Annotated in this window: 12 protein-coding genes; 3 read left to right on the top strand and 9 right to left on the bottom strand. The window is 74.7% G+C overall.

Annotated elements, in window-relative coordinates; genetic code table 11:
- Positions 1-19 precede the first annotated feature (19 nt).
- On the top strand, positions 20-985 hold the full coding sequence (dapD, locus tag HDG68_RS09575; RefSeq protein WP_172151534.1) for a 2,3,4,5-tetrahydropyridine-2,6-dicarboxylate N-succinyltransferase: 966 nt from the start codon (positions 20-22) through the stop codon (positions 983-985).
- Entirely contained in the window at positions 985-1,863 is an 879-nt protein-coding gene (locus HDG68_RS09570) for a hypothetical protein (RefSeq protein WP_172151533.1), read from the top strand. Before dapD ends, HDG68_RS09570 begins: the two co-directional genes overlap by 1 nt.
- A gap of 358 nt (positions 1,864-2,221) precedes the next feature.
- Here the strand turns inward: HDG68_RS09570 and HDG68_RS09565 are convergent, their stop codons facing one another.
- The 3 genes from HDG68_RS09565 to fdxA form a co-directional block, all read right to left on the bottom strand.
- A complete protein-coding gene (locus HDG68_RS09565) occupies positions 2,222-3,523 on the bottom strand; it encodes a citrate synthase (protein WP_172151532.1) in 1,302 nt (433 codons plus the stop codon).
- A 169-nt stretch (positions 3,524-3,692) separates the two neighbouring features.
- The gene (dapC, locus tag HDG68_RS09560) at positions 3,693-4,841 is read right to left on the bottom strand and encodes a succinyldiaminopimelate transaminase (RefSeq protein WP_216648250.1); all 1,149 of its coding nucleotides are present in this window, start codon (positions 4,839-4,841) and stop codon (positions 3,693-3,695) included.
- An 8-nt stretch (positions 4,842-4,849) separates the two neighbouring features.
- Positions 4,850-5,167, bottom strand: coding sequence for a ferredoxin (gene fdxA, locus HDG68_RS09555; RefSeq protein ID WP_172151531.1), 318 nt, complete (start codon positions 5,165-5,167; stop codon positions 4,850-4,852).
- Positions 5,168-5,238: 71 nt separating this feature from the next.
- Between fdxA and HDG68_RS09550 the strand changes: the two genes are divergently transcribed.
- The gene (locus tag HDG68_RS09550; RefSeq protein ID WP_172151530.1) at positions 5,239-5,529 is read left to right on the top strand and encodes a DUF6725 family protein; all 291 of its coding nucleotides are present in this window, start codon (positions 5,239-5,241) and stop codon (positions 5,527-5,529) included.
- Between the two features lie 43 nt (positions 5,530-5,572).
- On the opposite strand, the gene HDG68_RS09545 is transcribed toward HDG68_RS09550, so the two are convergent.
- The 6 genes from HDG68_RS09545 to HDG68_RS09520 form a co-directional block, all read right to left on the bottom strand.
- A complete protein-coding gene (locus tag HDG68_RS09545; RefSeq protein ID WP_172151528.1) occupies positions 5,573-6,595 on the bottom strand; it encodes a prephenate dehydrogenase/arogenate dehydrogenase family protein in 1,023 nt (340 codons plus the stop codon).
- A complete protein-coding gene (locus HDG68_RS09540; RefSeq protein WP_172151526.1) occupies positions 6,592-7,548 on the bottom strand; it encodes a prephenate dehydratase in 957 nt (318 codons plus the stop codon). Before HDG68_RS09540 ends, HDG68_RS09545 begins: the two co-directional genes overlap by 4 nt.
- Positions 7,545-8,438, bottom strand: coding sequence for a hypothetical protein (locus HDG68_RS09535; protein ID WP_172151524.1), 894 nt, complete (start codon positions 8,436-8,438; stop codon positions 7,545-7,547). Before HDG68_RS09535 ends, HDG68_RS09540 begins: the two co-directional genes overlap by 4 nt.
- Entirely contained in the window at positions 8,438-10,534 is a 2,097-nt protein-coding gene (locus HDG68_RS09530) for a VanW family protein (protein WP_172151522.1), read from the bottom strand. The genes HDG68_RS09535 and HDG68_RS09530 overlap by 1 nt, the downstream gene beginning before the upstream one ends.
- A gap of 101 nt (positions 10,535-10,635) precedes the next feature.
- Positions 10,636-11,049 carry a DUF6113 family protein gene (locus HDG68_RS09525; protein ID WP_172151520.1) on the bottom strand — a complete coding sequence of 138 codons (414 nt, stop codon included), beginning with the start codon at positions 11,047-11,049 and terminating at the stop codon, positions 10,636-10,638.
- Positions 11,046-12,044, bottom strand: a complete 999-nt coding sequence (locus HDG68_RS09520; RefSeq protein WP_343037517.1) for a PIG-L family deacetylase — start codon at positions 12,042-12,044, stop codon at positions 11,046-11,048. Before HDG68_RS09520 ends, HDG68_RS09525 begins: the two co-directional genes overlap by 4 nt.
- Positions 12,045-12,047 lie beyond the last annotated feature (3 nt).

Here is a 12,047-nt window from a genome sequence, read left to right as displayed (position 1 = left end):
CGCCGATAGGCTGTGGCCCATGACCACGAGCACCTCCCCCCGCACCGCCTGGGGCCTCGGACTGGCCACCGTGGCCGACGACGGCACCACCCTCGACGTCTGGTACCCGACGCCCACGCTGGGCGAGGCGCCGGCCGACGTCGACGTCCCCGCCGACCTGGCCGCGCTCACCCAGCGCGACGACGCCCGTCGCGTGGACGTGCGCGTCGTGCACACGACCATCGACCTGGACGCCGCGCCGGCCGACGCCGCCGACGCCTACCTGCGCCTGCACCTGATCTCGAGCCGGCTCGTCCAGCCGCACGGCCTCAACCTCGACGGCCTCTTCGGCAAGCTCACCAACGTGGTGTGGACCTCGCACGGGCCGTGCAGCGTGGCCGACTTCGAGACGACGCGCCTGCGGCTCCGGGCCGCGAACGCCGGCCCCGTGACCGTGTACGGCATCGACAAGTTCCCACGGATGGTCGACTACGTGGTGCCGTCCGGCGTGCGGATCGCCGACGCCGACCGCGTGCGCCTGGGCGCGCACCTGGCCGAGGGCACCACCGTCATGCACGAGGGGTTCGTCAACTTCAACGCCGGCACGCTCGGCGCCTCGATGGTGGAGGGTCGCATCTCCGCCGGCGTGGTGGTCGGCGACGGGTCCGACGTCGGCGGCGGCGCCTCGATCATGGGCACGTTGTCCGGCGGCGGCAAGGAGGTCATCTCCCTCGGCGAGCGGTGCCTGCTCGGCGCGAACGCCGGGCTCGGCATCCCCCTCGGCGACGACTGCGTCGTCGAGGCCGGCTTGTACGTCACCGCCGGCACCAAGGTGGTCGTGCTGGGCGAGATGGGCGACGACGGCGAGCCCCGCGTGGTCAAGGCCCGCGACCTGGCCGGCCGCGACGGGCTGCTGTTCCGCCGCAACTCGCGCACCGGCACGGTCGAGGTGCTCGCCCGCCGGGGCACCGGCGTCGAGCTCAACGCCGACCTGCACGCCAACTGATGGCGCGACGGCGTCCGGCCGCCCGCACGGCCGGCGCCGTCGTCGCGGTCCTCACCGTGGGGGCGGCGGCCGTCCTCGGCGTCGTGTGGGCGCTGTCCGCCCGGGACGCCGGCCCCCTGCGCGAGTCGTGCGCCGCGCGGCTCGACGGCGTCGAGCACGAGCTGACCACCGTGCAGGCGCAGAACACCGCGCTGATCGTCGGCACCACGATCCAGCGCGGCCTGCCGGCCCGGGCCGCGACCATCGGGGTGGCCACCGCGATGCAGGAGTCACGGATCGTCAACATCGACTACGGCGACCGCGACTCGGTCGGGCTGTTCCAGCAGCGCCCCTCCCAGGGCTGGGGCGCCGTCGAGCAGATCATGGACCCGGTGTACTCCACGGGAGCGTTCTACGACGGGCTCGTCGAGGTCGACGGCTGGGAGTCGATGGAGGTCACCGATGCCGCCCAGGCCGTGCAGCGGTCGGCCTTCCCGGAGGCGTACGCCCAGCACGAGCAGCTCGCGCGGGCCTGGGCGTCGTCGCTGACGGGTCACTCCCCCGGCTCGGTGACGTGCGACCTGCGGCCCGTCGACGCCGGGTCGGACGCCGTGGGGGTCGCCGACCGGATCGCCCGCGACCTCGGCGTGCCCGGCGACGCGGTGACGACCGACGGCGCGACCGTGCGGATCGACGCGTCCGTGCTGGGCTACGACGACCGCTCCCGGTCGACCTGGGCCGTCGCCCACTGGGCGGTGGCCACGGCCAGCGCGACCGGCGTCGTCGAGGTGCGCGCCGGCGAGCTGGTCTGGACCCGAGAGGCCGTCGACTGGCGGGAGGCGGGGAGCGCACCGGAGCCGCCCGGACGCGGCGAGGTCGTCCTCCGCCTCGCGGGGTAGACCGCCGCCCACCGAAGGCAACGTCCCCGCCAGGTAGGCAACCTTCTCGCGGGGTAGGCAACGTTCTCGCGACGTAGGCAACCTCCCGGCCAGGTAGGCGATCCTTGCGCGACGTAGGCAACACGACCGGCCCGGAAGACGACGAAGGGGCCCCGGCCAGGGGCCCCTTCGTGCTGACCGCGAAGCTCTCGCCTACCTCGCGGGAGAGTTGCCTACCCCGCGAGAACGTTGCCTACCTCGCGGGAGAGTTGCCTACCCCGCGAGAACGTTGCCTACCTCGCGGGAGAGTTGCCTACCCCGCGAGAGCGCTGGCGGGACGACGGCGGCACACGCCGGCGCCGCGCCGGTCGCGGTCCGCTCAGCGCTGGTCGAGCGCGACGTAGTCCCGCTCGGTCGGCCCCGTGTAGATCTGCCGCGGACGGCCGATCTTGGTCTGCGGGTCCTTCGACATCTCGCGCCACTGCGCGATCCAGCCCGGCATCCGCCCGAGGGCGAACAGCGGGGTGAACATCGCCGGCGAGAAGCCCATCGCCTTGTAGATGAGGCCGGTGTAGAAGTCGACGTTCGGGTAGAGCTTGCGCTCGACGAAGTAGTCGTCGTTGAGCGCGATCTCCTCGAGGCCGCGGGCGATCTCGAGCAGCTCGTCCTTGGCGCCGAGCTCGTCCAGCACGGCGTCGGCGTGCTTCTTGACGATGGCGGCGCGCGGGTCGTAGCTCTTGTAGACGCGGTGCCCGAAGCCCATCAGCCGGACGCCGTCCTCCTTGTTCTTGACCTTCTTCATGAAGGTCTCCACGGAGTCGTCACCGGAGCGGATGTTCTCGAGCATCAGGAGCACGGCCTCGTTGGCCCCGCCGTGCGACGGGCCCGACAGCGCGTTGATGCCGGCCGCGACCGAGGCGTAGAGGGTGGCGTTCGAGGAGCCCACGATGCGCACGGTCGACGTCGAGCAGTTCTGCTCGTGGTCGGCGTGCAGGATGAGCAGCTTGTCCATCGCCGCGACCAGCGTGGGGTTGGCCTGCCACTCCTCGTAGGGGCGCTGGAACGTCATGCGCAGGAAGTCGTCCACGTACCCGCGGGCGGCGTCCGGGTAGAGCAGCGGCTCGTCCTGCATCGACCGGTGCACGTAGGAGGTGATCGTGCGGATCTTGGCGAGGATCAGCACCGTGGCCAGCTCGACCGCGTCGTCGTCGTGCGGGTCGAGCGACTCCGGGTAGTAGGTCGCCAGGGCGTTCACGGCCGACGCCATGATCGCCATCGGGTGACCGCCGCGCGGGAAGGTGCCGAGGAACGTGCGGAACGCCTCGGGCACCAGCGTGTGCCGGTTGATGCGGTCGGTGAACGCCTCGAGCTCGTCCGTGGTGGGCAGCTCGCCGTGGATGAGCAGGTAGGCGACCTCGAGGAAGGACGAGTTGTCCGCGAGCTGCTCGATCGGGTAGCCGCGGTAGCGCAGGATGCTTTGGGCGCCGTCGATGTAGGTGATGGTCGACTCGCAGGACGCGGTGTTGGTGAAGCCCGGGTCGACGGTCACCATCCCCGTGTCCTTGAGCAGCGAGGACACGACGATGCCGTCGTTCCCCTCGGTGGCCGGGACCACGGGCAGGTCGCGCGCCGTGCCGTCGACGCTGAGCTGGACCGAAGCGGTCGGCTGGGTGGACGTCATGTCTTCCTTCCCTGACGGGCCCGAGCCCTCCGACGTCGGAGGCGGACGGGCACGTGAACACGTGGCAATGTCACGGACTACCTGACGGGTCCGCCTGGGCGGAATCACAGGGCAGCCTCGGCCTGCGGATGAAACTACCCCTCAATCCCATGCGGTTCCAATCCCCGCGTCAAGACACTGTGAGGCGCGCCACAGCCTCGGCGACCGCGTCGTCCGACGCGGTGAGCGCGACCCGCACGTGGCGGGCCCCCGCGGCGCCGTAGAACTCCCCGGGTCCCACCAGGATGCCCCGTCCCGCCAGTTCGCGCGCGAGGTCCCGCGACGTCGTCCCACCTGCGGCGCCGTCCGCGGACCGGGCCCACAGGTACAGCCCGGCCTCGGAGTGGTCGACGACGTACCCGGCGGCCTCCAGCGCGGGCAGCAGCAGGTCGCGGCGTCGGCGGTAGCGCTCACGCTGCTGCACGACGTGGGCATCGTCACCGAGCGCGGCGATCGTGGCGGCCTGGACCGGTGCCGGCACGATCATGCCGAGCTGCTTGCGCGTCGCGACGAGGTCGGCCACCAGGGCCGGGTCCCCCGCCACGAAGGCGGACCGGTAGCCGGCCAGGTTGGACTGCTTGGACAGCGAGTAGGCGACGAGCAGGCCGTCCGGCGACCCGCCGGTGACCCGGTCGTCGAGCAGGCTCGGGACCCGGCTCCGCCCGCCCTCGGCGGTCCAGGGCTCGGACCACGCCAGCTCGGCGTAGCACTCGTCGGACACGACGACGGCACCGACCGCGCGAGCGGCCTCCACCACGGCGCGCAGGTGCGCGACGTCGGCGACCGCGCCGGTGGGGTTGGACGGCGAGTTGACCCAGACGAGGCGTACGTCGTCGCGCCCGGCCCAGGTACCGACGTCGTCGGCGGGCAGCGGCGTGGCCCCCGCCAGGCGCGCCCCGACGTCGTAGGTGGGATACGCGATCCCCGGGTGCACGACGACGTCTCCCGGCCCGAGGCGCAGCAGGGACGGCAGCAGCCCCACCAGCTCCTTGGAGCCGATCGTCGGCATGACACCGGCCGGGTCGAGCCCCTCGACGCCGCGTCGCCGCACGAACCAGTCGGTGACGGCCGCCCGCAGCGCCGGGGTCCCGAACGTGGCCGGGTACCCCGGCGCGTCCGACGCCGCCGCGAGCGCGTCGCGGACGACGTCCGGCGTCGGGTCGACGGGGGTGCCGACCGACAGGTCGACCATGCCGCCCGGGTGGGCGGCCGCCGTCGCGCGGACGTCGCCCAGCGTGTCCCAGGGGTAGGGCTCGTCCCGCAGGTCGGTGAAACCCATCCGGGCCGTCAGGCCTGCGGGGGCAGGGCCGCGATCATGGGGTCGTCCTTGTCGATCTCGCCCATCTTGGCGGCGCCGCCCGGCGACCCCAGGTCGTCGAAGAACTCGACGTTGGCCCGGTAGTAGTCCTTCCACTCCTCGGGGACGTCGTCCTCGTAGTAGATGGCCTCGACCGGGCAGACCGGCTCGCAGGCGCCGCAGTCCACGCACTCGTCCGGGTGGATGTACAGCGAGCGGGAGCCCTCGTAGATGCAGTCCACGGGACACTCCTCGATGCACGCCTTGTCCTTGACGTCGACGCACGGCTGAGCGATCACGTAGGTCACTGCAGTCACCTTCCGGAGGAGGGGTGGAGCGAGGCTCCGGTGTTTCGGGGGATCACTCTAGTATCGCTCACGTGGGATCCCGACATTCACCCCCCGGACCGTCCGCCTGGCGAGACTGGCCGGTCGGGACGCGCGTCGTGGTGCGCCGTCGGCTCTCCGCGGCCGAGGCCACGTCCACGGGGCAGCGCTGGACGGACGTGATCGGCGTCGTCGTCGCCGCGGACGACGACGCGCTGGTGCTGCGGCGTGACCCGGCGCGCGCGTCGGCGCCCGGCGCCGGGACGGAGGTGCGCGTCGCGCGTGCCGAGATCGAGGCCGTCAAGCAGCTGCCGCCGCGGCCACGACGCACCGGGAGGCCCTGAGGCCTACCTCGCGGGAAAGTTGCCTACCTCGCGGGGACGTTGCCTACCTCGCGGCGAGGAGCGCTACCGCGCGGGTGGTGTCCAGGCCGACGACGACGGCGCCCGCCCGGCAGTGCTCGAGCAGCGTCGTCACGCCGTCCGGGCCCAGCGGGACCTCCTCGACGTCGGTCGCCGACCCGTCCGGAGCGCGTCCGGGACCCGACCGGACCGCGCCGCGCAGGGCGTCGGCGTCGTGGAAGAAGCCGTGCACGGACCCGTTGGACTCCAGGGCGCCCACCACCAGCTCGAGGTCGCGGATCACCTTGCGCAGCGCGGGGGCGACCCAGGCGGCGTTCTCGGTGACCATCGCCTCGGTGCGCGCGGGGTCGGTCAGCGCCACCCGGGTCCCGTCGCGGAAGCTGCCGGCCGCCAGCCGCAGGGCGACCTCGCGCACCGGGGCGCCCGCGACGGCGTTGAACAGCTGGGTGGCCAGCACGTGCGGGACATGGCTCACGAGGGCGGCGGCCTCGTCGTGCACGTCGTCGGTGAGCACCACCGCCCGGCCCGCGCAGGGGCCCGTGACCAGCGCCAGCACGGTGGCGAGCCGCTGCGCGGGCGCGGTCCTGCCCTCCGGGCCAGCGGCCGGGGCGACCGCCCAGGTCACGCCGTCGAGGAGCCCGGCGTCGGAGGCGTCGAACCCGCTGTGCTCCGTGCCGGACATGGGGTGCGCACCCACGTACCGGTCGGCGAGGCCGGCCGCCGCCAGGGCCGCGCGCACGGGGCCCTTGACGCTGCCGACGTCGGTGATCGTGGCGGACTCCGGCGCGTGGCGGGCGACCTCCAGGGCGGTCGCCGCCATCGCCCGCAGCGGGACGGCGAGCACGACCAGCCCCGCACCCGCCACGCAGGACGCCAGGTCGTCGTGGACGTCCAGCCCCGCCCGCCGCGCCGCGGCGCGGGTCGCCGGGGCGACGTCGGTGGCGACGACGTCGACCCCGCGGGCGGCCAGCAGGCGCGCCAGCGACCCGCCGATCAGGCCCAGCCCGACGACGGCGGTGCGGCCCGGCCCCGCGGCGCCGGGCGTCACCACAGCAGCCCCGCGTCGACGACGGCGACGTCGTGGCCGCGACGCACGCTCCCGGTGGGCACGTGGTCGGCGAGCGGGCCGTCGAGACCGCCCTCACCGGGTGCTGCCGGGTAGACGCCGACGACCTTGAGGGCGTCGCCGGCGTCGAGGAGGTCGCCGAACAGCTCCCGCACGGCGGGCTCCCAGGGCGCCGCGTCGAGCGTCACCACGAACACGTACTGCCCCTCGCGCGCCTTGAGGGGACGCGTCACCAGGCTCGACATGTTGACCCCGCGGCCGCCGAACGCGTGCGTGATCCGGGCCAGAACCCCGGGCCCGGTGACCACGGGCGTGACCGCGAGCATCGTGCGCCAGGACGCCGCACCGGCCGACTCCCGGGCGCGCAGCCGCGCCCGCGCCTCCGCGCGCCGACCGAGCACCAGGAACCGCGTGCGCGCCCCGGAGAAGTCCTCGACGGCCTCGGCGTACGTCTCGAGGCCGTACAGCTCGCCGCACAGCCGCGGACCGAGCGCGACCTGGTGGTCGGCGACGTCGCGGCAGGCGGCGGCGTTCGACGCCGCGGGCACCGTCCGCCACCCGCCCGCGGCGACGAATCCGTGGCACTGGGCCAGGCCGTGCGGGTGGGCCGTGGCCTCGGTGAGCTCCCCGTGGCCCGGCCGCACGAAGGCGTCGAAGGAGACGTCGAGGACGACCTCGTCGACGGCGACGACGTCGGCGCTGCCCAGCAGGGCGTCCAGGGAGGGCACGACGTACCCCTCGACCGAGCTCTCGATCGCGACCACGCCCAGGTCGGCCGTCCCGTCCGCCACGGCGTCGTGCACGGTCGTCACGTCGGCGACGGGCACGACCTCGGCGGTACCGGCACCCGGCTCGCCCGTGGCCGACATGTCGGTCCAGGTGCGCGCCGCCTGGTGGGTGAACGTGCCCTCCGGGCCCAGGTAGGCGAGTCTCATGCTCCCGTCCACCAGCGGGGCGCGAGGGCTTCCGGCCCGACGGCGGAGGGGCCGCCCGGCAGCACCGCCAGCGTCCGGTGCGCCACCGAGCGCCCGTCGAGCTCGTCGACGAGCGCGTCCAGCACGGCGACGTCCGGGCAGCGGAACGACGTGAAGAACACGTGCGGTCCGGCCGCCGAGGGGTTGCTGCGCAGGTGCTGCATGTCCACGCCGGCCTCGTCGAGCAGCGCGAGCGTGTGCCGCAGCGACCCGCGGTGGTCGTCGGACGGGCCGAAGGCGAGCCACACCTGGGCCGGCGCCTCGAACCGCGGCCACGCCCGGCGCGCCTCCAGCAACCCGTACCAGACCGGTCCGACGTCGGCGAGGCGTTCGCTGCCCGCCATCTCGGTCCAGCCGGCGGGCACGCGGGACCGTTCGACGACCAGCGACCCCTGGTCGCCGGCGAGCGCGGCCCGCTCCTCGATCGACGTGGCCGTCGGCACCAGGCGTGGCGAGACACCCATGGTGCGCAGCACGTCCGCGCAGTCGCGCACCCCCGCCTCGTCGACCACGACCTGTCCGCCGCCGCGACCCTGCGGGGCCACCCACACCCACCGGGGCTCGACGGGGACCGCCGCGGTCAGCAGCAGCGTGGGGTCGCCGGCGAGCAGCGCCTGCTCGAGCGTCGGGGACGGCTGCTCCGGGTGGCCGACGTGCACCACGGCCGCCAGGTCGTCGATGCTCGCCACCGTCGCCAGCGCCTGGGGGGTCGTGCCCAGGTCCAGCATCTCGGTGGACTCGTCGGCGACGGCGGAGACCACGGGCGAGCCCGGCGCGACGCCGGACCAGCCGGCGTCGTGCGCGGCGCGCGCGGCGTGGGCCGGCGACTCCCGCGAGGTGCGTCCCAGCATCAGTCCTCCTCCTCGCCGCCGCCCGAGCAGGTCACGGCGTCGTCCGGCTTGTACCGCCAGAAATCCGACTCGTCCTTGACGAGGTCACCGTCCAGGTAGACCTTGCGGTAGACGGTGATCGCGAACCCGTCCTGCCCGCCCGAGTAGGGCTCGCAGTCCGGGTTGCTCGACAGGTCGACGGTCTTGGTCGGCACGATCTCCTGCTTGCCGGAGTCCGACGCCTCGACGTCGTAGTGCTCCGTGGACCAGATCCGCACGTGCAGGCGCCCGCCGGAGACGTAGCTCTGCATGAGCGCGCCGTAGGGCGTGTCGTTCTTGAAGCGCATGTCGATGGAACCGACGTAGATCGTCGCCTCCCGGCCGGCCGGGTAGCGGCTGAACCAGTAGCTGTGCTGGCGGTGCTCGACGTCGTCGAACCCGGCGAAGAACCCGGCGTTGTACGTCGTGGTGGCCATCTGGGACAGGCCGCCGCCGATGGCGTCGCTGTGGATGCCGTTGTTGACCACGCCGGCCGCGAAGTAGCCGTTGGACACCTCGATCGGGGACAGCGTGTCCACCAGGGAGAAGGTCTCGTCGGGCTTGACGAGCGTCCCGTTGACGAGCTCGGCGCCCCGGATCAGGTTCTTGGTGCGGATCGGCTCGCTGGTCAGCGGGGTGGAGAACTCGGAGATCACCTCCTGCACGCCCAGCTCCTCGAGCGAGGCGCGCGAGTTCTCGGGGTCCTCCTCGACCAGCTCGACCTCGGCGGTGCGCTGGTCCGCGGACAGCGCGGCGGGACCGACGGCGCCGGACACCTGCTCGGGGTCCAGCGTGGTCCCCGTCTGGCCGCCCACGATCACCGGCTCGCCGCCGGAGAACTCGAAGTGGGCGTCGTCCGGCTCCCGGAGCAGGTCGTTGGTGCGCTCCACGATCGCGCTGGTGAGCCGGTCCCCGTCGAACCGCGCCTCGAGCGCGCCGTCCTGCGGCGCGAACGACGTCGACCGGGCCAGGACCCGCTGCGGCAGCTCGGGGTTCTGCCCGCCGACCTCGACGACCACGGGGGCGGCGACCACCTGCTCGGCCTCGGCCAGCGCCGCGTCGGTGTCGGCCTGGTCGATCGCAGGCGGCACGGCCTCGGTGGGCAGCTCGACCGGGCCGCTGGTCACGAGCCAGGCGTCGACGACGGCGTCGCCGGCGGCGTCGGGGACCACCTGCGTGCCGTCGACCGGTTCCGTCGCCGCCGGCTCGCCGTCGACGAACCGGACCGTCCCGTCCACGGGTTCGACCGCGAGCGACTCCCCGACGGCGGCGACGCTGCTCGCCAGGGCCCCCTGGTCGACGTCGACGACCGGGGCCACCTCTCCCCCGCCGCCGATGTGCTCGACGAGCCGGGCCGGTGACAGCGAGAAGCCCGTCAGCCCGTCGACCGTGGCCGCGGCGTCCAGCGTCAGCCCGGCCTCGGTCGGGTCGAGCGTGCTGGTGGCGTCGCCCGCCCGCACGGTGATCGGTTCGGCGGCGCGCGGCGACAGACCCTCGTCGAGAGCTGCCGTGGCCTCCTCGGTCGGCAGGTCCCCGATGTCGACCCCGGCGACGGTGGTGCCCGGCGGGACGGTGTCGGCGACGTACCACTGGGCGCCGACGTAGAGTCCGGCGAGCACGACCGCTCCGACACCGACCCCGAGCAGCACCTTGGGCCAGCGGCTCGGCGCGCCGTCGCCGGAGAGCCCGCCCAGCGGGTCCCCGGCATCGCCCGACGGGCCGGACGCGGCGCCGGCGGGGTCCGCCGTGCCGGCCGACGACACCGCAGGGATCGCCTCGGTCGGGGCCGCTGTCGCGTCGGGAGTCCGCGGCGTGGCCACCGTCCCCACGACCCGGCGCTGCTCGTACGCCCGCACCCGCGGCTCGTACGGGGTCTCGTCGTCCGTGTCCGGCGCCGCGTCGGGCGTCCCCGGACCAGCCTCCGTCGTCGACCCCTCGGCGGCCGGCCCTCCGGCGCCGGGCGCCTGCGCAGCAGGCTCTCCGGTCCCCTGCTCCCCGGGTGCCGACGTCGTCGCGTCCTCAGGGCCCTCCGGGCGCTCGGGCGCTCCCGACTCGTCCTCGGTCGGCGACTGGCCCATCGACACGCTCCCGTGCTGCACTCGAGAGGGCCCGCAAGCCCTCGTGGACGTCTGCGCGCGGCGTACACCGCGCGCGACGGCATCCTACTCGGCGGGGACGGTCACCAGGCCTCGTCGCCGGTGTCCTCGAACCAGCGCCGGGGCAGGAACGCCACGACGACGAACGGCACCAAGCCCCCGTACGTCCAGGTGAAACCGACGACGTCGGCCGGGACCAGGACGTCACCGCCCGGTCCGGCCGCGGCCAGCAGCTGCACCGCGACGAGCCAGCCGGCCCCGCACCCCAGCAGGGTGCCGACGCCCGACCACGCGCGGCACAGGAACGCCGCACCCGTCGTCAGCACGAGCGCCAGGACCAGTCCGGCGGGCAGGTCGGCCCAGGAGGTGCGGTGCGCGACGGTGCCGATGGTGCCGACCGCCCCGCCCAGCAGCACGGCGAGCAGGATCCGACCGGCCGTCGCGACCGGGCCGCGGCGGGCCGGGGCGGGGTGGGCGTGGTGGGGCGGGGAGGTCACCGGGCCGAGCCTACCGGTGTGTCCGGCGCCGACGTCGTGACCACCCGCAGGTGCGCGGTGGCGGCCAGCGGCGCGAGGACCGCGTTGCTCAGCGCGTACCGCGCGGCCAGGCCCCCGCCGTCGAGCGGACGGACGGCCTGGACCTGCGTGGCGTGCGCGGCCAGGGCGGCCAGGACCGGGGCCCGCACGGGCAGGACGTCGAGGGTGCGCACCGTCGCACGCTCCAGGTCGGCGCGGGCGACGGCGACGGGTGGGAGGTCGCCCTCCGGGTCGGGCAGCGTCAGCCCCTCCGGGGCGCCGGCGGCCACGAGCGTGCGGCGCGCCGCCCGCAGGGCCTCGGCGGGCTCCACGACCTCCCAGCGTTCCGGTACCGACCACGCCGCCCCGGGCACGGGGGCGCCCGGGTCCGCGGCGAGCTCGAGGGCCCGCACGGTGACCTGGTGGGCCCGCACGTGGTCGGGATGGCCGTAGCCGCCGCCCACCTCGTAGGTGACCACGACCTCGGGACGACGGTCCCGGACGGTGGCGGCCAGGCGTCCGGCGGCGTCGTCGAGCGGGACGCGCGCGAACGCCGCCGGCCCGGAGTCCGCCGCCGGACCGGCGATACCGGGTGCGACCCACGCCATCCCCGAGTCCTCGAACCGCGCTCCCTGGCGGCCGGGGCCCGCGGCGTCCAGGAACAGGTGGTCGCGCACGCCGAGCGCGGCCAGCGCGGCGGCCACCTCGTGCTCCCGGTGCGCGGCCAGCGCAGGCCCGTCACCCTCCAGGTGGCCGAGGCCCGTGCGGTGGGAGGCGGTGTCGATCACCTCGCCGCGCTCGCCGCGCGTGCAGGTCACGACGGTCACCGGCTCGCCCGCGGCGGCCCACGCCGCGAGGAGCGCGCCGGTGGCGAGGGTCTCGTCGTCCGGGTGGGCGTGCACGGCCAGCAGCCGGCCCGACGGCGTCACGGGTGACGCCGTCGGACCGGCTGCGGAGGGTGCGGGGCGCGTCGGCACGAC

It is taken from the genome of Isoptericola chiayiensis (genome assembly GCF_013149805.1).
GTDB lineage: Bacteria > Actinomycetota > Actinomycetes > Actinomycetales > Cellulomonadaceae > Isoptericola > Isoptericola chiayiensis.
Note: the sequence above shows the minus strand (reverse complement) of the source record. Positions and strands in the feature narration are given on the sequence as shown.